This window comes from Haloarcula sp. H-hyl2 (assembly GCF_056934385.1).
Genome location: NZ_JBRIIJ010000002.1, coordinates 1,233,355 through 1,257,312 on the forward strand (window position 1 = coordinate 1,233,355; position 23,958 = coordinate 1,257,312).

Genomic DNA, 23,958 nt, shown 5'->3' on the forward strand with positions numbered 1-23,958 from the left:
GATGTCGGGGACGACCGACGACCCCGAACACCCGCTGTTCGCGGCCATCTACGACCCGGTGACGGCAATCGCCGAGCGGACGCTGTTGCGCCCACACCGCGAGTACCTGGCCCGCGATCTCCAGGGGAGCGTCCTCGATCTCGGTGCCGGCACCGGCGCGATGTTCCCGTATCTCGCGGGGAGTGACACGACCGTACACGCCATAGAACCCGACGCGTACATGCGAGAGCAGGCGGTCGACGCCGCGACCGAGGCCGGCCTCGACGTCGAGATCCGCTCGGCGGGTGCGACCGACCTCCCGTACGCCGACGATACGTTCGACGTGGTCCTCGCGTCGATGGTCTTCTGCACTATCGGCGACCCCGGGGCCGCCCTCGACGAGGTTGCACGGGTACTCAGACCCGGCGGCGAGTTCCGGTTCCTCGAACACGTCGCCGACGACGGCTGGCGCGAACGCGCCCAGCAGCTCCTCGCGCCGCTGTGGCGACGGCTCGCCGGAGGGTGTCACCTGACCCGCCGGACGGCGACGCTCTTTGCCTCCCACCCAGCCTTCGACGTCGTCGAACTCGAACGGTTCAATCTGGCCGTGACGCCGGTCAGACCGTTCGTCCGTGGCCGCCTCCGCAGGCGTCGGTGACGCACAGCCGACCGGCGCCGGGTCCACGGGGTATTTATCCGTCCCGATACATCTCCAGCCAATGAGTTCGAGACCGACTGGCAAGCAGGTCCTCGTCACCGGCGGCGGTGGGTTCATCGGGAGCCACATCGCCTCGGCGTTGCTCCCGGAGAACGACGTCCGTATCCTCGACGACTTCTCGTCGGGGTCCCGGCGCCGTTGTCCCGACGACGCGACGATCGTCGAGGGGGACATCCGGGATCAAGAGACGGTCGACGAAGCGATGGCCGGCGTCGATATCGTCTTCCACGAGGCCGCCGTCGTCAGCGTCGCCCAGTCCGTCGAGGATCCGGAGACGAGTCACGCTACCAACGTCGACGCGACGCTCTCGATCCTGGAGGCTGCCCGCCGTGAGGACGCCCGCGTCGTCTTCGCCTCCAGCGCGGCTATCTACGGCGCCCCGGAGTCGATCCCGATCGCCGAGGACGACCGCAAGAATCCCAGTTCGCCCTACGGACTGGAGAAACTCAGCGGCGACCACTACTGCCGGCTCTATCACGACCTCTACGGCCTGGAGACGGTGCCGTTGCGGTACTTCAACGTCTACGGGCCCGGCCAGACCGGCGGCGACTACGCCGGTGTCATCAACGTCTTCACCGACCAGGCCCGAGACGGCGGCCCGCTGACCGTCGACGGCGACGGCGAGCAGTACCGGGATTTCGTCCACGTCGACGACATCGTCCAGGCCAACGTGCTCGCGGCGACGACCGACGCGGTCGGCCGGGCCTACAACGTCGGGACCGGCGAGCGGACGACGATCAGGGAACTCGCGGAGGCTATCCGCGACCGCATCGACCCGGACGCCGACATCACCCACACCGACCCGCGACCGGGCGACATCCGAGAGAGTCTGCCCGACATCTCGCGGGCACGCGAGGAACTCGGCTACGAACCGACCCTGTCGCTTGGCGAGGGGCTGGACGACCTGCTGGACTGATCAGATGCGCTCGGCCGGGGTCGAACAGCGGAGACAGAGGGTGTGTCCGCCGGCCCAGTTGACGTCTGTCGACCCGCACTCCGGACAGCGGTGGTTGGCGTTCCCGTATTCTGTCGTCCCGCGCGGCGCGGCCAGATACCCCGACTCGACGACCCGGTCGAGCAGACTCGGGAACCGGCGGCGTTTGTAGCTCGCGCGGTGGGCCAGGAACGCGCCTGCGTCGGCGGGATCGCTCCCGTGGAGGTCCTCCCACCTGACTGCTATCTCGCCGTCGTCGAGACTCCGTGCGACCTGTTTGAGGGGTGCCGCGGCGGCCTCGAACAGCGGCGTCGTCCCGACCACTTGCGGGCTGTCGACGCTGTTGCCGGCGTCCTCGTAGGCTGCCTCGGCGGTCCGGTAGGCGTCCTCGACACCGTCCATGTCACCGACCGCTCGGCAGTCCGCGACGAACTCCTCCAGACACGCTCGCTGGACTGGTTCGTCGAGGGCTGTCTTCAGATCCTTCGCCACCGCAGCACCTTCGACCCCGCGTCGGGTCGCTCGCGAGGGCTTCCCGGCGACCCGGTAGGCAACGGCGGCGACACAGCAGAACTGGAGTCCCATGCCGACCCACCCCTTCTCGTCGGCGTCGAAGGGTGACTGTCCCTCGCGAGGCGCTGCCAGTCGGTGCCAGGCCGCGCGGGTGTACTCGTCGCCGGCCGTCTCGTACTCCCGTCGTGCGAGTGCGCCGATCCCAGCCTGCCGATTGTCACTGCCGTCGTCGGTCATAGGCGCAGTTGGACCGCAGACGGATAGGTACCCCGGTCGCCAAAGGCTCACCACCGTCGCGCCCCTACGCTCCGTATGGATCGACGCGACATCCGAACGGCCTGGGACGACGTCTCCGAGACCTACGCTACCTCCCGTGATCCCAGCGGCTCCGACGCGGCGCTGATCGACGACCTGCTCGACCTGTTACCTGCCGACCCGCTCGTCCTCGACGTCGGGTGTGGAGACGGTGCTCGCACGCTCACGAACCTGCCGCCGGACAGCGTCGGCCTGGACTTCTCGCGAGCCGGACTCGACCTCGCCGCCGAGACTGCCCCCCAGGCACGCCTGCTCCAGGCCGACATGACCGCGATGCCGCTGACCGATGATGCCTTCGACGGAATCACATCCTATCACGCCGTCTTCCACGTCCCGCGAGACCAGCAGCGCGGCGTCTTCGAGGAGTTCGCCCGCGTCCTCCGTCCCGGCGGCGTGCTCCTCATGACGCTTCCGGGGGGCCGGTTCGAGACGGTCCGCCGTGGCTGGATGGGCGGCGAGATGTTCTTCTCCTCGCCGGGGCGCCAGCAGACGCTCGACTGGCTCCGCGAGGCCGGTTTCGGCGAGGTTCGGACGACGACCGCAGACGATCCGCTGGGTTCGAGCACGGAGTTCGTGTTCGCGACGCTGGAGGGCTAACTGTTCCGAGCAACAGGAGAACTGGACGATTGCTCGGCACACAGTTCTCGTCTGGGGCCCTGCCGGAATATCGGTTCTCGAACCAATCTAGTGAGGCACGTCCATTTTTACGCTTCCAAAACGAGGTCTGTGCATGATTGACACCGTTTTCGCGATCGGTACGTCGACCGGACATAGGAACGGGGCAAACGCATGCGTCTGAATCCGCTGTCGTCGGTCCGCTCGCGTCTGGCGGACGATGAGACGACGAGTCACGGCGCCCGAGCGGACGGCGGGACGGTCGAGACGTCGAGTTCCGGCGTGGCTCCGGAGGACAAACCAACCCCGGATGACCCGGAGACGCCGGCCGAACCAGCCCCCGACGACACGGGCGACGAGGCGTTCGACGTCGGTGCCCACACGCTGCTCGGTGGTATCCCACAGGCCGCCTTCGTGACCGCGTCTGACGGACAGATCAAGGCGTGGAACCACGGGATGGCGGAGCTCACGGGCATCACTGAAGACGATGCGCTCGGACGATCCGACATCGGGATGCTCCTCTACGATAGCAGCGACGAGACGATGATCGAGCAGGTCCTCGACGCACCGAGGACGGCCGACGAGATCTACGGGCTGACGGTCGAGGACGAGTCGCGGCATCTCTACGTCAAGGAGGACCGCGTCGCCGACCACAGCGGCAACGTCGAGCATTACGCCCGTGTGACGGTGATGCCGATATACGAGGGCGGCGAGTTGCAGGGGGCCGTCGAGATGGTCCAGGACCTGACCGAGGAGCGACAGCGACAGGAGGCGACAGAGGCACTGGTCGACGAGGTATCGGGGACGCTCCAGGGACTCACGTCCGGGAACCTCGATGCCCGCGCCTCCTTCACCGACGACAACGACGCCATCGACCCACAGCTGCTCGGTGTCGTCGACGAGGTCAACGAGATGGCACAGGACCTCCAGGACATCGTCGTCCGGGTCGACCAGCAGGCACACCACCTCGCCGAGTCTGTCGAGCGAGCGGTCGCTGCCGCCGACGATATTGCCCGCAACGTCGACGACCAGAACAGTTTGCTCGTCGAGAGCGTCGACGAGATGCACTCGTTCTCCGCGAGTATGGAGGAGGTCGCCGCCACCGCCGAAGAGGTCGATTCGGCCGCGAAGACGGCACGCGAAGCCGCCAGAGAGGGCCTCGACGCCTCCGAGGACGCACACGTCGCCACGGACGAGGTCACCGAGATCGGCGAGGAACTCGTCGAGTCGGTCACCGACCTCGGGGAACGGATGGACGACATCGAGGATGTCGTCGCTGTCATCTCCGACGTGGCCGAACAGACCAACATGCTCGCGCTCAACGCCAACATCGAGGCTGCCCGTGCCGGTGAGGCCGGCAGCGGGTTCGCCGTCGTCGCCGACGAGGTGAAAGACCTCGCCGACGAGACACGCCAGCACACCGAACAGATCACCGAGAACATCGACAAACTGCAGGCACAGACCGATTCGACCGTCACCTCGGCAGAGCAATCACACCAGCAGATCGAGACGGCGAGCGATCAGATCGACGACGTCCTCCGGGCCTTCCAGGATATCGCGACGGCCATCGACCAGGCCGCCGACGGTATCAGCGACGTCTCGCGTGCGACCGACGACCAGGCGGCGACGGTCGAGGAACTCACCTCGACGCTGGAACAGGCCCGCGAGCACGCCGAGGACACCGAGGACGCCGCGGACAACATCGTCGCAGCGACCGACGAGCAGACCGAGGCCATCGGCGAACTGGAAGCCAGAGTTCGGCAGTTGCGAAACGACACGTAACGCGCAGCGTCGCCCCGCGTTCGCGCTTCTCTACGCACTTTCCTGTTACCGGCGCGTTCGTCGATTCGTCTCTCGTGGAGTGCCAGACAGGTACTGCCGGATTTCATATCGCGATATGTGGTTTATTCTGGAATCGCGGCAACGCCCACTGAGACACAGGATACAGCCAGAAAACCGCTCTATCCGGCGAATTCGGCCAACTGATCGAACTCGTCGGCGGCGATAGCTGCCGCGAGCGCGTCGGTGTCGACGTCGCCGACCAGCGAGGGGTATTTCCGCTTGAAGTAGTTCACGATGTTCTCGACGTCACGGGCCAGCAGTTCGCGTGCGTTCTCGTGGTCGGTCGGGACCGCCTGGGGCCAGTCAAAGACGACGACGCCCTGCTCGGTGACGAAGACGTTGTACTCGCTCATGTCCGCGTGGACGAACCCCGCGTCGTAGGCTGTCCCCATCTCGTCCAGAATCAGTTCCAGGACCGGGACCACCTGCTCGTCCGAGAGCTTCGTCCGGGAGAGCTCCACGCCGTCGATCTTCTCCATGACGATGGCGTGGCGGTTCGTGTCCACTGGCCGCGGAACCGACACGTCGGGGTACAGCGTTTCCAGGGCCTCGTACTCTCGTTCCGCCGCTTTCCGGGCCGTGTACTGCCAGGAGACGTGCTCGCGGTCGGCCGTGTACTCCCGTTCTTTCATCACCTCGCGGAAGTTAGTGTAGCCCTCTCGGTGGAACTTCAGCGCCAGCGGCTTGTAGGACCGGACTTCGTAGACGTCGCTTTCCTTGCCGACACCCAGGGGTGCGCCGACTCCTTCGATGGTCTCGCGCTGGGCGAACGTGTGTAACGCGAGCGCGTCGTACCCCTCGAAGGTCAGCTTGAACCCCTCGTACTGGATCGTCTTGCGCTCGACGAGCCCACGGTCCTCACAGCGATCGAGCCGGTAGTCGACGTCTTCGGCGGTCAGCCGGGAGAACTCGACGAGTTTCTCCCGTGCGACGTACTCCGAGAACCGCATCCCGTGTTCGACGCCCGACAGCAGGTTGATGTCGTCCTGCTCCAGCTCGGCAACCACGGACGCGACGTTTTCGACCATTACACGCCGGTACTCGCCGGACTGGTAAAAGCTCGGCGCGTCGGCCGGATCGTCGAGATAAATCGTATCTCGCTATAGAAAATGGGGTCGGTGGCGGCTCGACGAGCGAACGCGGAGTAGCAGAAAACCGCCGTTCGAGAGCCTCTCAGCCTCGCAGGAGGTTCATGACCTCGTCGACGACACCGGGCTCGACGGCGACGACGTAGCGACGACCGGGCGTCAGTTCGGTGTCCGGCTGGGCGACCCGCTCGCCGTCGTCGTCGGAGATGACCAGCGTCCCGGCGGGGAACCGGACGTTCTTGAGTTGTTTGCCGGCGGCCGGTGCACCCTCCTCGACGAGGACCTCCATGATGTCGAGCGTCCCGGTCACGTCCGCGAGCGTCTGGACGTCGCTGCCGATGATCTCGTTTGCAGCCACCCTGGCTCCGGCCCGCTCGGGGTAGACGATGGCGTCGACGAAACCCTCGTAGCCGGCACCGTTCCCGTGGTCGATCCGGGCGACGGTCCGGGTATCGGGCGACAGCCGTGTCGCCATCATGCAGACCGCGAGGTTCACACCGGTCAGGCCGGTCAGGCCGGCGACGACGTCGGCCTTCTCCAGTCCGCCCTGCGTGAGGATGTCGGGATTCGTCGCGTCGCCCTGGATGACTGTCGCCATCCACTCGTCCGTGAGCCTCTCACAGACGTCGGGATCACGTTCGACGATCGTGATCTTGTGCCCGCGGTCAGCGAGCAGTTCCGCTGTCTGGAAGCCGACACGTCCACCGCCGACGATGAGTACTGATTTGTCCTGCGTCATGGTTAATCGTCCTCCGCGACCGCCGTCTTCTGACCGGTCTCCTCTTCGGATTCCCGGAACGTCCTGAGTCCGTAGTAGGCGACGATACCGAGCCCCACCCAGCCGATGCTGAGTACCAGTGCAAGCACGTCCGTCTGAAGCAGATAGACAACCAGCACGCCCGTCAACAGCAGGTTCAGTGCGATGCCGAGAATCGGTGGCACCGGATAGTACGGCAGTTCGTACGGCCGTGCCATGTTAGGGCGCTCACGGCGGAGTTTGATGACGGACCCGTTGACGATGACGAAGGAGAGCAGGAAGAAGAGGCTCGACATGTTCCCCGCGCTCTGGGTGGGCAACACGACGGAACTCAGCATCACAACGGCACTGGCCAGGATCGCCACGAACGGGGTCCCGAACCGGTGGTGGAGCTGCCCGAACGAGGGAAGCAGCTGTCCCTCCCGGCCCATCGAGAACGCGACCCGCGAGGAGGCGATGACGACCGCGTTCAGCGCCGTCAGCGTCGAGAACACCGCCCCGAAGACGATGACAGCGCCGCCGTTGCCGATCACCGGGAACGTGGGCATGAAGTTCGTCGCGGCCTCCGCGATACCGGCCTCGCCCGCACGGGCCAGGTCGACGTGTCCCAGCGTCCCGATCGCCACGCTGACCACGGCGATGTAGACGACCAGCGTCACGGCCAGACTGATGAAGATGGCCTTGGGGATGTTCTCCCGCGGGTTCTTGACCTCCTCGGTGACCGTCGTGATGAGATCGTACCCCTCGAAGGCGATGAACGTCAGCCCCATCGCGGGCAGGATGCTGAACGCGGTCTTCTCGCCGGGAAACAGTGGCTGGAACTCCGCACCGGAGAACTGCGGCGAGGTCACGCCGTAGCCGACGAACACGACCAGGATGCTGACCTTGATCGCCGTGAAGATCGTCTCGACGCTCCCGCTGGCGGCCGTCGAGGCGGCGTTCAGCGACACCAGCAGCAGGACCGCGGCGAACGCCAGTCCGACGCCGACGGGTACACCGACACCGAGAGCCGGAATCGCGACCGACCCGACCTCACCGGGTGCCGCCGTGATGCCGTAGACGTGCAGCAACTCCAGGAAGTTCGGTGCGAACCCCAGCGCGTACAGCCCCCCGGCGACCATGTAGGCGAACCAGAGCAGCCACCCCATCATGAACGACGGGAGGTCGGCGAACACCTCCCTGACGAAGGCGTACCCGCCGCCGCTCTTTGGGATCGCCGAGGCCAACTCGGCGTACGAGAGCGCCGTGAAGGCTGTGACGACCCCGTTGAGGACGAACACGAGCAATGCTGCAGGGCCCGCGATCTCGGCAGCCAGCCCCGTGAGGACGAAGATACCGGCCCCGATCATCGCTCCCATCCCGATCATCGTCGCGTCGAGCAGGCCGAGTTCGGCCTCGGGGGCGCGTTCGCCGTGACTACTCATCGGTCACCGCCTGGACCGCTTCGCACCGTAGATGGTCGATGCTCCGATACCTCCTCCGAACCGTTCGCAGTCGGTGGTCCATGCGCGTATGTCTCACTAGCCCGCCACTCGCAGTTCAAGGTGTGGGGTACTATCGTCGGTATCGGCACACAGCGCGGCGACTGGACCCACACGACTGTGGGTCACCGCCGGGCGTTTTCTATCGTGACATCGGGTGTACAGCGTCAGACGTACAGACCAGGGTGGTGGACACAGCAACCAGCGAAAAACCGCGGCTCGGAGCTACAGCCCTTCGAACTGGGCGATCGACGTCCGCCAGTCGTCGGGGATCGACACGGGTGCTGCTTCGTCACGGCCGTAGGTGACGACGGTCGTCTCGCCGGTCGCAGCGACGGTCCCGTCGTCGCGGAGTTCGTACTCGAAGACGAAGCTCTTCTCGCCCAGTCGCGGGACGCGCACGCCGACGGTGACGCTGTCGGTCATCTGGACCGGCTGCTCGAAGTCGATCTCCAGGTTGGCGATGACGATGCCGGTCTCGCCGCCCGTGGCCGTCAGGAAGCCGGTGTCGCCGTCGCCGACCACCTCGGTCAGGTAGTCGATGCGGGCCTCCTCCAGGTAGGTCCCGTACCGGACGTTGTTGACGTGGCCGTACGTGTCGAAGTCGTCGTAGCGGACGGCGACCTCCGTCGTGAACTCGAAACTCATGCCAGTAGCTCCGCGTGTTTCTCCTTGAGCTTCTCGATCTTGGGTGGGATCGTCATCGTGCAGTAGGCCTGGTTGGGATTCTTCTCGAAGTAGTCCTGATGGTACTCCTCGGCGGGATAGAACGTCTCCAGGGGTTCGACCTCGGTGACGATGTCGTCGTCGTAGCCGGGCTGGATCTCCTCGATGAACGCCTCCACGGTCTCGCGCTGGGCCTCGTCGTGGTAGAACACTGCCGAGCGGTACTGCGTACCGACGTCGTTGCCCTGGCGGTTCAGCGTCGTCGGGTTGTGGGTCGTGAAAAAGACCGCGAGCAGGTCCTCGTAGCTCACCACGTCCGGATCGAAGGTGAGCTGGACGCACTCGGCGTGACCGGTTTCTTCCCGGCAGACCGCCTCGTAGCTGGGGTTCTCGACGTGGCCGCCGGCGTACCCAGAGGTCACGTCCTCGACGCCCTTGACCTGCTTGAAGACGGACTCGGTACACCAGAAACAGCCGCCCGCGAACGTCGCTTGTTCCATCGTGACCTCGCGTACGCGCGCGAGCTACAAAAGGAGATGGACGGTCCGTGACGCTGGACTCACCGGTCGACGTCGCCCATGATCGGGTCGAGACTGCCGATACTGGCGACCAGGTCCGGAATGAACTCCCCCTCGGCGATCGCCGGGAGCACCTGGACGTGTGAGAAGGAGGGGCCGCGGATCTTGAACCGGGCCGGTTTGTCCGTGCCGTCCGAGCGGATGTAGATGCCCAGTTCCCCTTTGGCGGACTCGACGGCGCGGTAGATCTCGGTGTCGGGATCGGGCCGGAGCGTCCGGGGGACGTTGGCCTGGATCTCGCGGTCCGCCTCGGGCCACTCTTCGAGGAGATCGACACACTGTTCGATGATCTTGGCGGACTCCTCGACCTCGCGCAGTCGGACCAGCACGCGGGCGAAGTTGTCGCCGCTCTCCTCGGTGGCGACCGACCACTCAAGTTCGTCGTAGTAGCCGTACGGATCGTCCCGCCGGAGGTCGTAATCGATGCCCGAGCCACGTGCGACCGGGCCGGTACAGCCGTAGGCCTTGGCGGTCTCGGCCGGGAGGTGTCCGGTGTCGACGGTCCGCATCTGGAAGATCTCGTTACTGGTCAGCATGTCATGGTACTCCGTGAGTTTCCGGGGCAGCGAGTCGAGGAACTCCCGGACGTTGTCGAAGAACGCCTGGCGTGGCTCCGGGAGGTCCCAGGCGACCCCGCCGACACGGAAGTAGTTGAACATCAGCCGCTGGCCGGTGAGGTCTTCGAGGATGTCCTGGACGATCTCCCGGTCCCGGATGCCCCACTGGAAGACCGCGGTGAACTCGCTGATGACGTCCAGCGCGTATGTCGCGACGGCGAGCATGTGGCCGAGGATGCGCGAGAACTCGGCGCTCATCGTCCGGATCACCTGAGCGTACTCGGGGACCTCGATGTCGACCATGTCCTCGATGGTGCGGGCGTAGGCCCACTCGTTACAGAGGCCGGCACCGCTCCAGTCCCAGCGGTCGGGGTAGGGCATGATCTGGTGGCGGTAGGTACCGGACTCGCACATCTGCTCCTCGCAGCGGTGGATGTAGCCGATGTCGGGATCGACGTTGGCGACCTGCTCCCCGTCCAGCGTGACGTTCAGGTGGAGCACGCCGTGGGTCGAGGGGTGGTGGGGTCCCATGTTGATGTGCATGGTGTCGGGCCCCTCGCGGCGGTCTTCGAGGATCCGCTCGTGTTCACGGTAGGTGACGATCTGGGGCTGGTTCTGGTCGTAGTCCGGCGAGAGCGGGTGGCCCTGCCAGGTCTCGGGCAGGAGGATCCGCCGCAGATCCGGGTGGTCGTCGTACTCGATCCCCACGAGGTCGTAGGCCTCCCGCTCGTGCCATCCGGCGGTCGGGTAGATCGGTGCGGCCGACTCGTTGCGTGGATCGTCGGTCGGCGAGGGGACGACGACCGACAGTTCCTTCGTAGGATCGTCGTAGCTCCGGAGGTGGTAGATGGTCTCGTAGCGGTCCTCGTAGGCCTGGGCCGTGACACAGGCACAGTGGTCGAGGCCGGTCTCGGTCTTCAGCGTCGAGAGGACCGTCTGGACCTCGTCGGCGCGGACGACGACGGCGGGCGCGTTCTCGTGGTCGTCCATCTCCAGCACGTGCTCGCGGATCGGCTCGATAAGTGCCGAGTCCCCCTGGTGCTCGGCGACGGCGACTGTCCGGGACATAGACGTACCCACGTCGGCGACCCCCCTCGAACTGTTGCCTCGGATACGAGGTTCATTTATACGTGGCTCCGGAAGCCCCGCTGTGAAGTACGTCAGGCTCTCGCTGGCGATGGACCGCGCGACCCGCCATCCGATGCACCAGTTCGTCGTCGAGACCGACGGGTTCGAGGCCAGTTACCTCCTGCGGGGGACCGACGTCGGCGAGGAACTCCAGACGATGCTGTTCCACGTCGAGGGTCACCCCCCCGATCCATACCGGGCAGCCCTCGAACAGGCCGAGACGGTCGTCGAGTACGCCATCTCGACGTGTCCCGACGAGACGTTCTACGTCTACGTCCAAGACGAACCGCGCGAGGCAGATATGGCGCTCGTCGACGCGTTCACACAGGCGCGCCTGCTCATCGTCTCGCCGGTCGCGTACCTGGGGGACGGGACCGTCGAACTCACGCTCGTCGGGCCGGGACAGGCCGTCCAGCGGGCGGTCGAGGCCGTGCCCGACCCCATCGATGTCGACGTACTGGAGGTCGGGACCTACGACAGCCGGCGGCTCGACACCGGCAGCACGCTGACCGACCGGCAGTTCGCGGCCGTCGCGGCGGCCGTCGAGGCGGGGTACTACGACAACCCCCGGGACGGAAGCGTCACGGACGTGGCAGAGGAACTGGACTGTGCGCCCGGGACGGCCGCCGAACACCTCCGGAAGGCCGAGGCCCGCGTGATGGCCGACCTGGTCGGTACCGACGCCGGCCCGGTCTGACCGCGACGGTCCGGAACCTCTTTGCCCGCCCGAACCCGACCCAGCGACATGCTCAGAGTGGGTGCACACACCTCTATCGCAGGCGGCGCGTACAACGCCGTCGACGAGCAGGTCGACTACGGCGGCAACTGTGGACAGATCTTCTCCCATTCCCCACAGGTCTGGCAGGACCCCAACATCGAGGACGAGGAGGCCCGGAAGTTCCGCGACCGGTCGAGCGAGCACGACGTCGGGCCCTGGGTCATCCACTCCTCGTATCTGGTCAACCTCTGTACGCCGAAAGACGATCTCCGCGAGAAGTCCATCGACTCCATGCAGAAGGAGGTCGACGCCGCCGCGAAACTCGACATCGACTACGTCAACGTCCATCTGGGTGCCCACACCGGCGCGGGCGTCGACGGCGGCCTCTCGAACGCAGCCTCCGTGCTGGACGAACTGTCGGTCCCGGACGGCGTCACCGTCCTGATCGAGTCCGACGCCGGCAGCGGGACGAAACTCGGCGGCGACTTCGAACACCTCGCGACGGTTCGCGAACGGACCGACCTCGACATCGAGTTCTGTCTCGACACCGCCCACGCGTTCGCCGCTGGCTACGATCTCTCGACCCCCGAGGGCGTCGACGAGACGTTCGCCGAGTTCGAGGAGGTCGTCGGCCTGGAGGATCTGGCCTGTATCCACCTCAACGATTCCAAACACGCGTGTGGGACCAACAAGGACGAACACGCCCACATCGGTGAGGGAGAGATCGGTGAGGACGGGATGGCGGCGTTCCTCACCCACGACGCCGTCGCGGACGTTCCACTGGTCCTGGAGACGCCGACGGAGAACGGTAAGAGCTACGAGTGGAACATCCAGCGCGTCAGAGAGCTTCGCGAATAAAACCCTCGAAGGTAACTGTGCGACAGTTCTCCGCCGACTACCTGGAGACCACCAGAACCGGGATGTGGGCAGACTCCCGCGACGCCCTGTCCGACCTCGACCTGGGGGCGTGCCAGCGGGTACTGGACGTCGGCTGTGGCACCGGCGAACTCACCCGCGTCCTCCGCGAGGAGACCGACGGGACCGTCGTCGGCCTCGACGCCGACGCCGACCTGCTCTCGTCGGTCGGCGACCCGGCCGTCCAGGGTGACGCCACGCGACTCCCGTTTTCGAACGACAGTTTCGACCTCGTCGTCTGCCAGGCTCTGCTGATCAACCTCCCTGATCCCGTGGCCGCGGTCCGGGAGTTCGCCCGCGTCGCCAGCGACCGGGTCGCGGCTATCGAGCCGAACAACGCCGCGGTCACCGTCGAGTCGACGGTCGCGGACGAACCCCCACTGGCCCGTCGTGCGCGGCGGTTCTTCCTCGACGGCGTCACCACCGACGTGACGCTGGGTCGTGACGCCGCCGACGTGTTCCGTGAGGCGGGGCTGTCGGTCGTCTCGACGCACCGGTACGACCAGGTCCGAGAGATTTCCCCGCCCTACGGTGACCAGGCCATCCGGTCCGCGCGCCGGAAGGCCACCGGCGAGGGGCTGGCGAGCGACCGCGAGACGATACTGGCGGGCGACACTACGCCCGAGGAGTTCGACGCGCTCCGCGAGCAGTGGCGCGAGATGGGCCGAGCGGTCGTCGGTCAGATGAGCGACCGGGAGTACGAGCGCCGGGAGACGGTCCCGTTCTTCGTCACTGTCGGTCGGCTGTAGCCGTCGGGGGCTCGCATTCGGTCGGCACCAGCGGACCGGCCGCTCGGAACAGCGCCAGGTCGACGAGGCCGAACAGCAGGCCGAGCACACTCCCGACGATACCCCCGACGCCGACGCCGATGAGCGTGAGGAACAGCACTGTCCGGGGACCGATGTCACCGCTCACTGCGGCCGGGACGGCAGCGACGCCCAGCACGGCCAAGACGGTGGCGATGCCCGACACGCCGCCTGCTGCGACGCCCCGAATCGCGAGCGTCGACAGCGACGACTCGGTCAGCGAGGCGTCGGCCAACACCCACCCGACCGCGACGACGAACAGCGCCCACAGCAACAGGAAGGCGACGACTCCGACGAGCGTGTTCAGGCCGGCCAGCAGGTCCGCGAGCGCGCTCGTCGCGTGGAGCCCCAGAACGGCGACGACGACCAACAGCACGACGTCGAGGGTCCCGAGGCACCACGCCAGTAGCGACGGCCGGCCTGCGAGCGGGGACTCAGCCATGAGCCAGCACCTCGGCGAGGACGACGAGCACGAGCAGCGCACCGGCCGTCACGCCGTACGCCCGGCCGAACGGCCGCGGGTCGGTTTCACCGGGACGGCCGACCCGCCGGTCTCCAGTCCTGACGACCGCCAGCGTCCGGACGGCCGAACCGAGGACGACGGCGAGCACGAGGAGGAGTTTCGCGAGCAGCGTCCGCCCCCAGTCGGTCGCCGGTCCCGGAGCGCCGAGCGCGCCGAGGTTGCCGACGCCGGTGAGCACGAGTACGCCGAGTGCGGCCCAGAACAGCCACTCGTAGGTTCGAGCGGGTTGCAGGGTGGCGAGCACGCTCGACCGGTAGCCGTACCAGAGGGCGACGGTCCCGCCGACCAGCACGGCGACGGCGAGGACGTGGAGGGTTCGTATCGCGAGAGAGACCAGTTGGACCATCGCCGACCCTACGCAGGCCGAAATAAAAGTGCTGGGTCGTCCCTACACCACGTCCCCACGTACCGACGGCCCGTCCTGCCGTTCCCGATACGCGCGCACGGTGTCGGCGGCTTCGGCGGCGTCGTCCTCGTCGAGACCGAGCATCTCCAGGGCGCCCGACAGCGTCGGCAGGACGAAATCGCCGTTCCGGAGTTTCTCGAAGGCCTCCGTCGACCGCTGTCCTTCCACCCAGAGGCAGGCCCCCCGCGGGTCGAGGATCTGCTCGTAGTCCTCGCGGGCCATCGCACCTTTGAGCCGCTGGGTGACGTTGTCGTCGAAGGAGGCATTACACACCTCCAGGTGGATCGGTTCGTCGGTGTCGGGCAGGAGGTGGGCGGCCAGACACTTCTCCGGGGCAGCGTGGCCGTTGGCGTTGGCCCGCAGGTACTCGGGGAACTCGTCGGCCCACGCCGCACGGACGGTCTTGCCGACGCCGTCGACGCCGTGGCTGCGCTGGAACTCCTCGGCGCGCTCGGGGGCGTCCTTGAACAGGATGTCCTTGGTGACGTAGACGTCGAGCCGTTCGATGGGGTCCAGTCCCAGTGCGACGTCGCCGAACACCCACACCTCGCGGACTGGCACCGGCATCGTCTCCTCCTCGACGGTCGCGACGATCTCCTCGACGCGCTCGACGGCCGCCGAACGGTCCATACTCATTGTCGACGCTAGCGCGCCGGCGGGCAAAACGCTGACTCTCTCCGCCGAGGCCACGGCTTTTTGCCGCCCCGATCCGGAACGATACGCATGCAGATCCGGGTCTACGACGACGCTGGTGCTGACCGAGACTGCCTGCTCGTGTTGGGCTGGGGGAACCGCTGTCGTCACGCGAACGTCCAGTGGCTCGTCGATCAGGTCGCCGCCCGCTACCGGACCCACGTCGTCGAGCTACCGACCCACATTACCGATGTCCACCGCGAATGGGTCGATCCAGTCCGCGCGTACGCGGCCGACCTCGATTCGTTCCCGATCCTGGCCCACAGCGCAGGCGGGCTGACGACCGCGCTGTTCGACGTCGCGGGCGTGACGAACCGAGTCTATCTGAGCCCGTGGTGGGGCAGCGACTATCCGCTCCCCGGCCCGGTCGTCGACGCCATCGCGAGCCTCCCGGTCTCGAAACCGATCATCCCGACCGGGGAGCTGGAAGGAGATGCCATCGGGGACCTGGCTACCGAGGCACAGCTCGCCGACGGCCCCGACAATGCGTCGCCGGCCTTCCTCGGGACGACCCGTCGCGCGCAGGCTCGCCTGCCACCCGGCCGCGAGGACGCCGTCGCGTTCTGTACGCTCACCGACCAGGTAGTCGACCCGCGGGCCATCGGCCGTCGACTCTCCGCCGACCGAATCCGACTGTACGAGGGTGGCCACGAACTGTTCTCGTCGTCGAGCCGCGAGCGCCACATCGATACCGTGTTGGACGCGCTGGAACACGGCTCCGACGCACTCTGAGTCGGACGCTGTCTCAGACCCGCTTGTCGTCGTCGGTACTGACGTGGACCGTCTTCTCGACCGTCGCGTAGACGTCCCCCTCGGCGTCGGTGAGGTCGACCCTATACTCCCGGTCGACCGAGTCCTCGTCTTCGAGGGCTGTCTCGATGGCGTCGACCTCCTCGTCGGGCATCTCGAAGGTCGCGTACAGCGTCTCTGTGGCTGGCTTGCGGAAACGGATGGCCGCGTCCCTGTCCCAGACGACGTACTCCTCGCCCAGCCGTCGCATCAGCATCACCATGTAGAAGGGGTCGACGGCGCTGTAGAGGCTCCCACCGAAGATGGTACCCACGATGTTCCGTGTCCGCCAGGACAGCGGGAGTTTCACGCGGATCTCCGACCAGTCGTCCTCGATGTGGGCCACGCGACCGCCGGTCCCCAGGTACGACGGCCACCAGTTGAACACCACACGCTCCAGTCTGGTCCGCAGCGACTCGCCCATTACACCCACGACGGGCCTGGACACGCATGACGGTTTCCATTCTGAAACAACTCTCCCGAGGTTTCGATTCGAGACGAAACTCTCTCCTCGGTCCACACGAAACCACAGGCAATGGAGTGTGACAAGTGCGGTGCGGACGCGGTCCTCCACGCGGCCTACTCCGGGCTGCATCTCTGTGAGGACCATCTCTGTCGGGCCGTCGACAAACGTGTCCGACGTCGGATCCGCGAAGACAGCCTGGTCCCGGACCACGCGACACCGGAGGACCCAGAAACCTGGGTCATCGGCCTCTCGGGTGGAAAAGACAGCGTCGTCCTCACCGAGATCCTGACCGACATCTTCGAGCAGGACCCCCGGATCGAACTCGTCGCGCTCTCGATCCACGAGGGCATCGAGGGGTACCGCGACAAGAGCCTCGACGCCTGTCGGGAACTCACGGACGACCTCGATATCCGTCACGAGGTCGTCTCCTACGAGTCCGAGTTCGGCGTCCAGATGGACGACGTCGTCGAGGACGACCCCGAGGGGATGGCCGCGTGTGCCTACTGTGGCGTCTTCCGCCGGGACGTCCTCTCACGCTACGCCGAGGAACTGGACGCGGACAAACTCCTGACCGGCCACAATCTCGACGACGAGGCCGAGACGGCCCTGATGAACTTCCTGGAGGGCGATGTCTCCCAGATGGCCAAACACTTCGACGCCTCGCTGGGGCCGTTCGACGCCGAAGACGCTGTGGCCGACCGCGCCCGCGAGTCACAGGACCACCACGTCCCACGCGCCAAGCCACTGCGGGACATCCCCGAGAAGGAGGTCGCGCTGTACGCACGCTTCCGGGACCTGCCGGCCCACATCACCGAGTGTCCCCACGCCGAGGAGGCCTACCGCGGCGAGATTCAGGACCTCATGCTGGGGCTCGAACAGAACCACCCAGGGACCCGTCACTCGATCATGGCCGGCTACGAGAAACTTGCCGCGCTAGCTGCTGATGCCTACGGCGGCGACGACTCCGACACCGACTTCGGCGAGTGTGAGCACTGTGGCGCGCCGACCGCCAGGGATCGGTGCCGGAAGTGCAACCTGCTGGACGCCCTGGACGCTATTTGAAGTCGCTCCGTTGTTCTACTCGACGCCTGCCAGAGCGGTGTCGCCTGAGAGCGGCCGCTGATCGGCGCGAAACGGAGAGAAGTGGGGGTCGGGAGTCGACGGTTACTCGTTGGTCCGGATGACGTCGAGGCCGTTGTTGGTCTCGACCTCGTTGCGCCCGCCGTCGGTCTCGCCGTAGCCCGCGGAGTGACCGCCGCTGTGGCCACTGCTACTGTGTCCGCCGGCATTGCCCGTGCTCGCGCTGCCGGTCTCGACGTTCTCGCTGGCGTCGAAGGAGGTGTCGTCGCCGACCTCCTGGATGGCCTCACGGGACTTGTTGGCCTGCTTCTGGGTCGTCGGCCCCAGGACCTGTGCGGACTGGACGCCGGTCATGATCGCCATGACACGGACCTTGCCCTTGTACTCCTCCTGGATACGGGCGCCCCAGATGACGTTCGCCGAGGCCTCCAGACGCTCGGTGATGTTCTGGGCGATGCCCTCGGCCTCCTTCAGCGTGAGGTCCGGGCCGCCGGTGATGTGGACCAGGCCACCGCTGGCGCCGCGGTAGTCGACATCCAGCAGCGGGTGGTTCATCGCGTCCTTGACGACCTCCTGTGTCTTGTTCTTGTCCTGGGTCTCGCCGACCAGCATGACAGCCACGCCACCCTGATTCATGATGGATGTCATGTCGGCGTAGTCCAGGTTGATGAGGCTCGGCTGTGTGATGGTCTCGGAGATGCCCTTGACCGTCTCGGCGATGATCTGATCCATCACCGAGAACGCCTTGCCGATCGGCAGGTTCGGGACGTAGTCCAGCAGGCGGTTGTTGTCCAGGACGATGATGGAGTCCGCCTCTTGGCGGAGCTTCTCCAGGCCTTCCTCGGCCTTGACCGTCCGGGCGCGCTCGACGTTGAACGGCGTCGACACCATGCCGACGACGATCGCACCCTGCTCTTTGGCGATCTTGGAGACGACGGGGGCGGCACCGGTCCCGGTCCCGCCACCCATCCCGGCGGTGACGAACACCAGGTCGGCGTCGCCGAGTACCTCCTTGATCGTCCCCTGGGCCATCTCGGTCGCCCGCTCGCCCATCGAGGGGTCGCCACCGGCACCGAGGCCGTTGGTCAGGGACTTGCCGACGAGGATCTTCGTGTCGGCCTCGATCATCTTGAGGTGCTGCTTGTCCGTGTTGATCGCCACGGTGTCGGCACCTTCGACGCCGATGTTGTACAGGCGGTTGACGGTGTTGTTACCGGCACCACCACAGCCGACGATGACGATCCGGGGGTCGCCGAACCCGTCGACATCCTCGTCCGACAGCTGTTTCTGTTCCTGCTCGTCGCGTTCGAGGGCCTCGTTGACGATATCCTGCATCGTTACGCCCTCGCCCAGCTCCGCTTGCGGTTACCGGTCCGCTCGGAGTTCTCCTGTTCGGCGAGCATCTCACGAACAGCGGCCCGGATCGCCTCGCTCCGGTTGGGGTACTCCCCCGTCGCGACCATCTGTTCGACCTCTTCGATCTGCTGTTTCGGAATCCGTAGTGTCACACGCTCCATGTTGGTATTCCCCTTTGGGTAAGACGACTCGGACCGGTCCTGTTTGCGAGCCGGCCCGACTGTTTACACGGCGAAACCGCCAGACAGCGACGTCCTTGCCGCCCTGACGACCGCCGCGTAAGACAAGCCGTCTTACGCATCCTGTACCACAGACCGTTATGTATTAAAACTTTCCCCGGATGTATGACACTCGGGTATTTCCGGAGGTAGGGACTTTCTTACTGGTGTAATCGTTGTTTACGGCTTGTCGAGAACGTCGGCGGCCGGGGTCCGACGGCCACAACTCGGGCAGAATCCCCAGTCCGACCGGAGCTCGTCACCGCAGTCACAGAACACACGTCGGGAGGCCTTCTCCCCACAGTTCGGGCAGTAAACGTGGGATGCAGACACTGTCTCGCCACACTGGGCGCAGTCGCGCTCGGTGCCTGCGTCCGTGTTTTCACCGTCCCCCGCGCTCGTCTTACGACCCGCTGGGTCGTGTGACACGTCGCGTGCCGGTTCGTTAGACACGTCGTCTTCGGTGTCCGACTCGATGTCCGAATCGGGTGATACAGAGCTTGTATCGCTGTCTAACGAGATGTTTACGTTCACGTCCTGTGCACGTCGACGCGGCACTCTGTCGTCGAGTCTGTCTGCGATGATGGCGTCGACACGGTCCGCGATGAACTCGTCGATGCTCTCCGTGTCGGCGGTCGTGTTAGACACGTTGCCGTCGGACGAGGCAGAGCTCTCTCCGAGATACTCCCTGAGAGCTTCCCGCATGACCTCGCTCTTCGAGGCGTCGAACTCCTCGAGTTGTGCGACGAGGTCGTCGTCCGCACGGAACGTGATCTTGCTCATCTGACTCGTCGGACACGACGGTTCCCGGGTAATTAAATCTTCCCGCGCTGTCTGACGGCTGTCTGTCGTCAGTTCTCTCTGGGGTCGAATCCGACCTCCCAGGTGTCCCCACAGCTGGGGCAGGTGATCGAGTAGGTGTCAGATCTGAGGAGATGTGACTCGACGTTCACCTCGAAGCCGTCTACCTCACGCGCGCATTCGATATGAAACCCTTCGCCGCAGTGATCGCACGTTACGGACTTCTTGGCGTTGGTCAGCCGGTCGTTGCAGTATGGGCAGTCCCCGAGCACCGTACCTCCGTCTATGACCACCTCCAGTATATTCTTTTGTACTGTTCTCCCGTGTGACCGGTCGCCGCACCCCGTGCGAATAATAACCCTTAAGTCTGGACGGCGGGACCGTTCTGGTACGACCGCCCTTAGCTCAGACTGGTAGAGCAGTCGACTGTAGATCGACTTGTCCCCCGTTCAAATCGGGGAGGGCGGACTGGTTTTCAGTCGATCGTAGCCGAACTGTAGATCGACTTGTCCCCCCTCCTCGTGAGCGAAGCGAACGAGGGCTCGGAAGTCGTGCGCAGCGCAGCGAGCACGTCTTCCGGTGTTCAAATCGGGGAGGGCGGACTGCTTTTCCGCGAACCATTCGGTGAGCGGAAAGCACGTCAACCGACACGATTTGAACACGAGAGTCGCAGTCCCGGAACGGCGAACGAGGGCCTGGAAGGTACTACAGAAACGAGTCGGCGGCCGGTACGAAGTGACGTTCGTTCCGGTTCGCGTTGTACGGGGTCAGACGACTGTTTACGGTTGTCTCGTGACCCGATAGCGCAGTTTGCCATCTGTGTGAAATACTGGGTTACCGTCCGATGCATCCCGATAGGGTACTGAACAGTCACCCTCTCGGATTGCTCACTCCGTCAGCCGACCGGCCGTCTGTGAGACCTCTTCGATCGTCGCCGCCTGCTGTTGGGTCGCGGCGGCCATCTGTTCGACCTCTGCGACGACAATGTCGGCCTGGTCGACGAGTTCGTCGAGCATCCCCGCGATCGCCTCCGCGCTCTCGGCCTGGTCGTCGGTCGCCGCCGAGACCTCGCGAATCCCTTCGGCCGTCTCCCGGACCGCCTCGGTGATGTCGTCGAGCAGGTCCATCGCTTCGGCGACCCGCTCGATACCGCGCTCGATCTGTTCGGTCGTCTCGTCGAGACTCTCGACGGTGTCGCTTGTGTCGGCCTGGATGTCCGCGACGAGCTGTTCGATCTCGCTGGCGCGCGCCTGTGAGTCGCCGGCCAGGGATTTGACCTCGTCGGCGACGACGGCGAAGCCGCTGCCGGCCTCGCCCGCGCGTGCGGCCTCGATGGACGCGTTGAGTGCGAGGATGTTCGTCTGCTCGGCGATGTCGTTGATCACCTCGACGACCTCGTCGATCTCGCTGACGCGGGCTTGGAGGTCGTCGACGTCGTCAGCTACTTCGTCGACGGCATCGCCGACGTCGTCCATCACGCCCATGGCGTCGTCGGCCGCCGACTGACCGTCTTCGGCTAGGTTCTGGGCCCGCGTGCTGTTCGTCTCGACCTGGGACGCGCTGGCTGCGACCTCCTCGATGGTCGCGCTCATACTGGAGACCTCGCTCTCGATGGCGTCGATGCGGTCGGACTGTTCGTCTGTCAGTTCGGAGATCTGCTGGGTGCTCGACGCGACGTCGTCGGCCGAGCGTCTGAGTTCCGCCAGCGGTGCCTCCAGATCCTCCTCGACCTCCTGTGCTAGGCGCTCGCGCCGCTCGACCTCCGCCTGGACCTTCTGGTTGTACGAGTGGATGTAAGTGTCCGCGACCACCTGCATGTCGAGGTTGACGATTCGCAGGACGGCCAGGAGGTTCTGTCTGAACTCGGTGATCTCCTCGTCGATGGCCGCCTCGACGGCGTCGGGAACGCTCGCCTCGCCTGCTGCCGAAGCGGTACCACCGTCAGTGGCAGCGTCCGGCCAGGACTGGGCCAGTCGCTCGGACAGTCGAGACTCCAACTGTTCGGCGAGGAGGGGCAGGACGAGGTCGTAGTAGACGCCGTACTGGCCGATGTAGTGTTTCATCGGCATCTCGAGGACGTCGTGGAGCTTCCCGATACGGGCACGGTTCCGGAAGTACTCCGGACCGTACTCCCCACCGGCGAGTGTCGCGAAGTACGCTTCCTGGGTCTGCTTGAGCGCGTCGACGGCTTTGGGGGAGCGCTCGATGACTTCGACGGTCTGGTCGTGTTCCAGAAGGTTGTCGTAGAACCGCTCGCCGATCTCTTCTGCGTAGTCCTCGAAAGTAGGTCGGAGGTCGCGTAGTCGGTCGACGTCGTCCTCGTCGAACCCGATGAACGATTTCCGCCAGTCGATCTCGTCGTCGTCGAGCCCGATATCGGACAACAGCTCGTCGGCATCGACCTGATCGTTCAGCCCTCCCTGGCCGAACATGTCCGCGTAGTTGTTCATATTATGGGACGGGAGTGGGTCTACAAAACGGTTGTTCTACTTCCTATCTGGACAACAGAAGGTTACTTCGTGGGAGGGGGATCGGGACCGCCTCGGGAATCGGGAGACGCTGGGGGCGTAAAATGTCCTGAACTATCTATCGCTTTTATACGGCGGTGGTGTGTACGGTTGACGTGGTCGTCGATGGGTGTCTTTGACAAGGCGAAGGTCGTCTCCGGTCTGGGCAAGCAGCAGCGACATCCGTATCTGTGTCTGTCTTGCCGGACCACCTTCGAGATCCAGTACCACTCCTGTCCGGCCTGTGGCGGTTACGACATTCGCCGGGCGAAGTGGGTCGAGTAGCTGTCGGCGTCCACATGGCACGTCCGCCGCGACCCGCACAGCGGGCTCACGCCCGTTTTCGATAGCCGATACGTACGTGGGAAGGCATTAGTAGAGCCACCAGCTAGCCGGGGGTATGCACCACCGACAGCTCGGTTCGACAGGCTACGACGTGACAGACGTCGGCTTCGGCACCTGGAATATCGGCGGCGATTGGGGTGACGTCTCCGCCGAGGAAGGGCGCGAGGCGGTGCGGGCGGCACTGGACGCAGGCATCGACTTCATCGACACGGCCGACGTCTACGGCGACGGCTTCAGCGAGCAACGCATCGCGGAGGTCCTCGACGAGCGTGGCGTCCGCGACGAGGTGACTGTCGCCACGAAGGCCGGTCGCCGACTCGACCCGCATACGGCCGAGCGGTACAACTACGAGAACCTCTCGCGGTTCGTCGACCGGTCGCGGGAGTACCTGGGGACCGACACGCTCGAACTGGTCCAGCTACACTGCCCGCCGACCGAGGCGTACTACCAGCCCGAGACGTTCGAGGCACTGGAACGGCTTCGCGAGGAGGGAAAGATCGCCCACTACGGGGTCAGCGTCGAGAAGGTCGAACAGGCACTGAAGGCCATCGAGTACCCCGGCGTCGAGACGGTCCAGATCATCTTCAACATGTTCCGCCAGCGACCGGCCGACCTGTTCCTTGAGGAGGCTGCCCGGCGGGACGTCGGCGTCATCGCTCGGGTGCCCCTCGCATCGGGCCTGTTGACCGGGAAGCTCTCGCGGGACATGGAGTTCCCCGAGAACGACCATCGGAACTTCAACGTCGAGGGGGAGGCCTTCGACCGCGGCGAGACCTTCGCCGGCCTGCCGGTCGATGCCGGCTTCGACGCCGTCGACGACCTCCGCGAGCACGTCCCCGACCGGATGAGTATGGCCCAGATGGCACTGCGTTGGATCCTCGATCACGACGCGGTGTCGGCGGTCATCCCCGGGTCGACGACCCCCGAACACATCGAGTCGAACGCGGCGGTCAGCGGGATGGACCCCCTCTCACACCAGACCCACGGCGCGGTGCGTGACGTCTACGAGGCGCACGTATACGACGCCGTCCACCATCGCTGGTGACGATTACTCTCAGTTTACGTATCAGTTTTCGATCCGTTTACCACCGACTGAATCCGACCATTTCTCTGGTCCCATGACCACAGCTGTAACACCGGAGTATTGCGATTTAGGTAATATAT

General features: G+C 65.5%; 27 protein-coding genes and 1 tRNA gene. 12 read left to right on the plus strand and 16 right to left on the minus strand.

All coding sequences use genetic code 11. From position 1 onward, the window contains the following. Position 1: 1 nt before the first annotated feature. Both Hhyl2_RS16150 and Hhyl2_RS16155 read left to right on the plus strand, forming a co-directional pair. Positions 2 to 637, plus strand: coding sequence for a class I SAM-dependent methyltransferase (locus Hhyl2_RS16150; RefSeq protein ID WP_483551787.1), 636 nt, complete (start codon positions 2 to 4; stop codon positions 635 to 637). 61 nt (positions 638 to 698) lie between these two features. Next, positions 699 to 1,613, plus strand: a complete 915-nt coding sequence (locus Hhyl2_RS16155; protein WP_483551788.1) for an NAD-dependent epimerase/dehydratase family protein — start codon at positions 699 to 701, stop codon at positions 1,611 to 1,613. On the opposite strand, the gene Hhyl2_RS16160 is transcribed toward Hhyl2_RS16155, so the two are convergent. After that, positions 1,614 to 2,381 carry a hypothetical protein gene (locus tag Hhyl2_RS16160; protein ID WP_483551789.1) on the minus strand — a complete coding sequence of 256 codons (768 nt, stop codon included), beginning with the start codon at positions 2,379 to 2,381 and terminating at the stop codon, positions 1,614 to 1,616. Positions 2,382 to 2,456: 75 nt separating this feature from the next. Between Hhyl2_RS16160 and Hhyl2_RS16165 the strand changes: the two genes are divergently transcribed. Then, positions 2,457 to 3,056: a class I SAM-dependent methyltransferase gene (locus tag Hhyl2_RS16165; RefSeq protein WP_483551790.1), complete on the plus strand. Its 600-nt coding sequence runs from the start codon at positions 2,457 to 2,459 to the stop codon at positions 3,054 to 3,056. A gap of 192 nt (positions 3,057 to 3,248) precedes the next feature. Further along, positions 3,249 to 4,856: a methyl-accepting chemotaxis protein gene (locus Hhyl2_RS16170; RefSeq protein WP_483551791.1), complete on the plus strand. Its 1,608-nt coding sequence runs from the start codon at positions 3,249 to 3,251 to the stop codon at positions 4,854 to 4,856. A gap of 179 nt (positions 4,857 to 5,035) precedes the next feature. On the opposite strand, the gene Hhyl2_RS16175 is transcribed toward Hhyl2_RS16170, so the two are convergent. From Hhyl2_RS16175 to Hhyl2_RS16200, 6 genes are all read right to left on the minus strand, one after another. Then, a complete protein-coding gene (locus Hhyl2_RS16175; RefSeq protein ID WP_483551792.1) occupies positions 5,036 to 5,944 on the minus strand; it encodes a serine/threonine-protein kinase RIO2 in 909 nt (302 codons plus the stop codon). A gap of 145 nt (positions 5,945 to 6,089) precedes the next feature. Beyond that, entirely contained in the window at positions 6,090 to 6,743 is a 654-nt protein-coding gene (locus Hhyl2_RS16180) for an NAD-binding protein (protein WP_483551793.1), read from the minus strand. Positions 6,744 to 6,745: 2 nt separating this feature from the next. After that, positions 6,746 to 8,185: an APC family permease gene (locus Hhyl2_RS16185; protein WP_483551794.1), complete on the minus strand. Its 1,440-nt coding sequence runs from the start codon at positions 8,183 to 8,185 to the stop codon at positions 6,746 to 6,748. Positions 8,186 to 8,467: 282 nt separating this feature from the next. Beyond that, positions 8,468 to 8,890, minus strand: a complete 423-nt coding sequence (locus Hhyl2_RS16190; protein ID WP_483551795.1) for an acyl-CoA thioesterase — start codon at positions 8,888 to 8,890, stop codon at positions 8,468 to 8,470. Then, positions 8,887 to 9,408: a peptide-methionine (S)-S-oxide reductase MsrA gene (gene msrA / locus Hhyl2_RS16195; protein ID WP_483551796.1), complete on the minus strand. Its 522-nt coding sequence runs from the start codon at positions 9,406 to 9,408 to the stop codon at positions 8,887 to 8,889. Before msrA ends, Hhyl2_RS16190 begins: the two co-directional genes overlap by 4 nt. 59 nt (positions 9,409 to 9,467) lie before the next feature. Next, positions 9,468 to 11,111: an NADH-quinone oxidoreductase subunit D gene (locus Hhyl2_RS16200; RefSeq protein WP_483551797.1), complete on the minus strand. Its 1,644-nt coding sequence runs from the start codon at positions 11,109 to 11,111 to the stop codon at positions 9,468 to 9,470. A gap of 82 nt (positions 11,112 to 11,193) precedes the next feature. Between Hhyl2_RS16200 and Hhyl2_RS16205 the strand changes: the two genes are divergently transcribed. From Hhyl2_RS16205 to Hhyl2_RS16215, 3 genes are all read left to right on the plus strand, one after another. After that, on the plus strand, positions 11,194 to 11,868 hold the full coding sequence (locus Hhyl2_RS16205) for a helix-turn-helix domain-containing protein (protein ID WP_483551798.1): 675 nt from the start codon (positions 11,194 to 11,196) through the stop codon (positions 11,866 to 11,868). Positions 11,869 to 11,916: 48 nt separating this feature from the next. Next, positions 11,917 to 12,747: a deoxyribonuclease IV gene (locus Hhyl2_RS16210; RefSeq protein ID WP_483551799.1), complete on the plus strand. Its 831-nt coding sequence runs from the start codon at positions 11,917 to 11,919 to the stop codon at positions 12,745 to 12,747. Between the two features lie 62 nt (positions 12,748 to 12,809). Next, entirely contained in the window at positions 12,810 to 13,553 is a 744-nt protein-coding gene (locus tag Hhyl2_RS16215) for a class I SAM-dependent methyltransferase (RefSeq protein ID WP_483552040.1), read from the plus strand. Here Hhyl2_RS16215 and Hhyl2_RS16220 read toward each other — a convergent pair. Genes Hhyl2_RS16220 through Hhyl2_RS16230 form a run of 3 tightly spaced genes read right to left on the minus strand, consistent with a single transcriptional unit; the run spans position 13,534 to position 15,169 of the window. Beyond that, the gene (locus Hhyl2_RS16220; RefSeq protein ID WP_483551800.1) at positions 13,534 to 14,052 is read right to left on the minus strand and encodes a DUF7965 family protein; all 519 of its coding nucleotides are present in this window, start codon (positions 14,050 to 14,052) and stop codon (positions 13,534 to 13,536) included. The two genes, Hhyl2_RS16215 and Hhyl2_RS16220, sit on opposite strands and share 20 nt — an antisense overlap. Then, positions 14,045 to 14,479, minus strand: coding sequence for a CopD family protein (locus tag Hhyl2_RS16225; protein WP_483551801.1), 435 nt, complete (start codon positions 14,477 to 14,479; stop codon positions 14,045 to 14,047). The genes Hhyl2_RS16220 and Hhyl2_RS16225 overlap by 8 nt, the downstream gene beginning before the upstream one ends. Before the next feature lie 42 nt (positions 14,480 to 14,521). Continuing rightward, positions 14,522 to 15,169 (minus strand): DUF7095 family protein, encoded by a 648-nt coding sequence (locus Hhyl2_RS16230; protein WP_483552041.1) that lies wholly within the window; start codon positions 15,167 to 15,169, stop codon positions 14,522 to 14,524. Positions 15,170 to 15,262: 93 nt separating this feature from the next. Here Hhyl2_RS16230 and Hhyl2_RS16235 point away from each other — a divergent pair, with 93 nt between their 5' ends. Further along, positions 15,263 to 15,964: an alpha/beta hydrolase gene (locus Hhyl2_RS16235; protein WP_483551802.1), complete on the plus strand. Its 702-nt coding sequence runs from the start codon at positions 15,263 to 15,265 to the stop codon at positions 15,962 to 15,964. 13 nt (positions 15,965 to 15,977) lie between these two features. Here Hhyl2_RS16235 and Hhyl2_RS16240 read toward each other — a convergent pair whose 3' ends face one another. Beyond that, entirely contained in the window at positions 15,978 to 16,445 is a 468-nt protein-coding gene (locus Hhyl2_RS16240; RefSeq protein ID WP_483551803.1) for a DUF4442 domain-containing protein, read from the minus strand. Between the two features lie 111 nt (positions 16,446 to 16,556). Here Hhyl2_RS16240 and ncsA point away from each other — a divergent pair, with 111 nt between their 5' ends. Beyond that, the gene (gene ncsA, locus Hhyl2_RS16245; protein WP_483551804.1) at positions 16,557 to 17,549 is read left to right on the plus strand and encodes a tRNA 2-thiolation protein NcsA; all 993 of its coding nucleotides are present in this window, start codon (positions 16,557 to 16,559) and stop codon (positions 17,547 to 17,549) included. A 102-nt stretch (positions 17,550 to 17,651) separates the two neighbouring features. On the opposite strand, the gene ftsZ is transcribed toward ncsA, so the two are convergent. The 4 genes from ftsZ to Hhyl2_RS16265 all read right to left on the minus strand — a co-directional run bounded on the left by ftsZ (position 17,652) and on the right by Hhyl2_RS16265 (position 20,214). Continuing rightward, positions 17,652 to 18,902, minus strand: a complete 1,251-nt coding sequence (gene ftsZ, locus Hhyl2_RS16250; RefSeq protein WP_483551805.1) for a cell division protein FtsZ — start codon at positions 18,900 to 18,902, stop codon at positions 17,652 to 17,654. Positions 18,903 to 18,904: 2 nt separating this feature from the next. Then, entirely contained in the window at positions 18,905 to 19,084 is a 180-nt protein-coding gene (locus Hhyl2_RS16255; protein ID WP_284007463.1) for a ribbon-helix-helix domain-containing protein, read from the minus strand. A 237-nt stretch (positions 19,085 to 19,321) separates the two neighbouring features. Beyond that, entirely contained in the window at positions 19,322 to 19,924 is a 603-nt protein-coding gene (locus Hhyl2_RS16260; RefSeq protein WP_483551806.1) for a double zinc ribbon domain-containing protein, read from the minus strand. A 68-nt stretch (positions 19,925 to 19,992) separates the two neighbouring features. Further along, complete coding sequence (locus tag Hhyl2_RS16265; protein ID WP_483551807.1) at positions 19,993 to 20,214, minus strand: hypothetical protein; 222 nt, start codon at positions 20,212 to 20,214, stop codon at positions 19,993 to 19,995. A 122-nt stretch (positions 20,215 to 20,336) separates the two neighbouring features. Between Hhyl2_RS16265 and Hhyl2_RS16270 the strand changes: the two genes are divergently transcribed. After that, positions 20,337 to 20,410, plus strand: a tRNA-Tyr gene (locus Hhyl2_RS16270). A 419-nt stretch (positions 20,411 to 20,829) separates the two neighbouring features. Here Hhyl2_RS16270 and Hhyl2_RS16275 read toward each other — a convergent pair. After that, positions 20,830 to 22,392, minus strand: coding sequence for a globin-coupled sensor protein (locus Hhyl2_RS16275; protein WP_483551808.1), 1,563 nt, complete (start codon positions 22,390 to 22,392; stop codon positions 20,830 to 20,832). 183 nt (positions 22,393 to 22,575) lie between these two features. Here Hhyl2_RS16275 and Hhyl2_RS16280 point away from each other — a divergent pair, with 183 nt between their 5' ends. Then, positions 22,576 to 22,734 (plus strand): hypothetical protein, encoded by a 159-nt coding sequence (locus Hhyl2_RS16280; RefSeq protein ID WP_483551809.1) that lies wholly within the window; start codon positions 22,576 to 22,578, stop codon positions 22,732 to 22,734. A 115-nt stretch (positions 22,735 to 22,849) separates the two neighbouring features. Continuing rightward, positions 22,850 to 23,839: an aldo/keto reductase gene (locus Hhyl2_RS16285; RefSeq protein WP_483551810.1), complete on the plus strand. Its 990-nt coding sequence runs from the start codon at positions 22,850 to 22,852 to the stop codon at positions 23,837 to 23,839. Positions 23,840 to 23,958 lie beyond the last annotated feature (119 nt).

Excerpts from the sequence above, each read along its gene's own strand:
- Hhyl2_RS16150 (WP_483551787.1), top strand. The coding sequence starts at position 2 with ATGTCGGGGACGACCGACGACCCCGAACACCCGCTGTTCGCGGCCATC.
- Hhyl2_RS16155 (WP_483551788.1), top strand. The coding sequence starts at position 699 with ATGAGTTCGAGACCGACTGGCAAGCAGGTCCTCGTCACCGGCGGCGGT.
- Hhyl2_RS16160 (WP_483551789.1), bottom strand. The coding sequence starts at position 2,381 with ATGACCGACGACGGCAGTGACAATCGGCAGGCTGGGATCGGCGCACTC.
- Hhyl2_RS16165 (WP_483551790.1), top strand. The coding sequence starts at position 2,457 with ATGGATCGACGCGACATCCGAACGGCCTGGGACGACGTCTCCGAGACC.
- Hhyl2_RS16170 (WP_483551791.1), top strand. The coding sequence starts at position 3,249 with ATGCGTCTGAATCCGCTGTCGTCGGTCCGCTCGCGTCTGGCGGACGAT.
- Hhyl2_RS16175 (WP_483551792.1), bottom strand. The coding sequence starts at position 5,944 with ATGGTCGAAAACGTCGCGTCCGTGGTTGCCGAGCTGGAGCAGGACGAC.
- Hhyl2_RS16180 (WP_483551793.1), bottom strand. The coding sequence starts at position 6,743 with ATGACGCAGGACAAATCAGTACTCATCGTCGGCGGTGGACGTGTCGGC.
- Hhyl2_RS16185 (WP_483551794.1), bottom strand. The coding sequence starts at position 8,185 with ATGAGTAGTCACGGCGAACGCGCCCCCGAGGCCGAACTCGGCCTGCTC.
- Hhyl2_RS16190 (WP_483551795.1), bottom strand. The coding sequence starts at position 8,890 with ATGAGTTTCGAGTTCACGACGGAGGTCGCCGTCCGCTACGACGACTTC.
- msrA (WP_483551796.1), bottom strand. The coding sequence starts at position 9,408 with ATGGAACAAGCGACGTTCGCGGGCGGCTGTTTCTGGTGTACCGAGTCC.
- Hhyl2_RS16200 (WP_483551797.1), bottom strand. The coding sequence starts at position 11,111 with ATGTCCCGGACAGTCGCCGTCGCCGAGCACCAGGGGGACTCGGCACTT.
- Hhyl2_RS16210 (WP_483551799.1), top strand. The coding sequence starts at position 11,917 with ATGCTCAGAGTGGGTGCACACACCTCTATCGCAGGCGGCGCGTACAAC.
- Hhyl2_RS16215 (WP_483552040.1), top strand. The coding sequence starts at position 12,810 with ATGTGGGCAGACTCCCGCGACGCCCTGTCCGACCTCGACCTGGGGGCG.
- Hhyl2_RS16220 (WP_483551800.1), bottom strand. The coding sequence starts at position 14,052 with ATGGCTGAGTCCCCGCTCGCAGGCCGGCCGTCGCTACTGGCGTGGTGC.
- Hhyl2_RS16225 (WP_483551801.1), bottom strand. The coding sequence starts at position 14,479 with ATGGTCCAACTGGTCTCTCTCGCGATACGAACCCTCCACGTCCTCGCC.
- Hhyl2_RS16230 (WP_483552041.1), bottom strand. The coding sequence starts at position 15,169 with ATGGACCGTTCGGCGGCCGTCGAGCGCGTCGAGGAGATCGTCGCGACC.
- Hhyl2_RS16235 (WP_483551802.1), top strand. The coding sequence starts at position 15,263 with ATGCAGATCCGGGTCTACGACGACGCTGGTGCTGACCGAGACTGCCTG.
- Hhyl2_RS16240 (WP_483551803.1), bottom strand. The coding sequence starts at position 16,445 with ATGGGCGAGTCGCTGCGGACCAGACTGGAGCGTGTGGTGTTCAACTGG.
- ncsA (WP_483551804.1), top strand. The coding sequence starts at position 16,557 with ATGGAGTGTGACAAGTGCGGTGCGGACGCGGTCCTCCACGCGGCCTAC.
- ftsZ (WP_483551805.1), bottom strand. The coding sequence starts at position 18,902 with ATGCAGGATATCGTCAACGAGGCCCTCGAACGCGACGAGCAGGAACAG.
- Hhyl2_RS16255 (WP_284007463.1), bottom strand. The coding sequence starts at position 19,084 with ATGGAGCGTGTGACACTACGGATTCCGAAACAGCAGATCGAAGAGGTC.
- Hhyl2_RS16260 (WP_483551806.1), bottom strand. The coding sequence starts at position 19,924 with ATGAGCAAGATCACGTTCCGTGCGGACGACGACCTCGTCGCACAACTC.
- Hhyl2_RS16275 (WP_483551808.1), bottom strand. The coding sequence starts at position 22,392 with ATGAACAACTACGCGGACATGTTCGGCCAGGGAGGGCTGAACGATCAG.
- Hhyl2_RS16280 (WP_483551809.1), top strand. The coding sequence starts at position 22,576 with ATGGGTGTCTTTGACAAGGCGAAGGTCGTCTCCGGTCTGGGCAAGCAG.
- Hhyl2_RS16285 (WP_483551810.1), top strand. The coding sequence starts at position 22,850 with ATGCACCACCGACAGCTCGGTTCGACAGGCTACGACGTGACAGACGTC.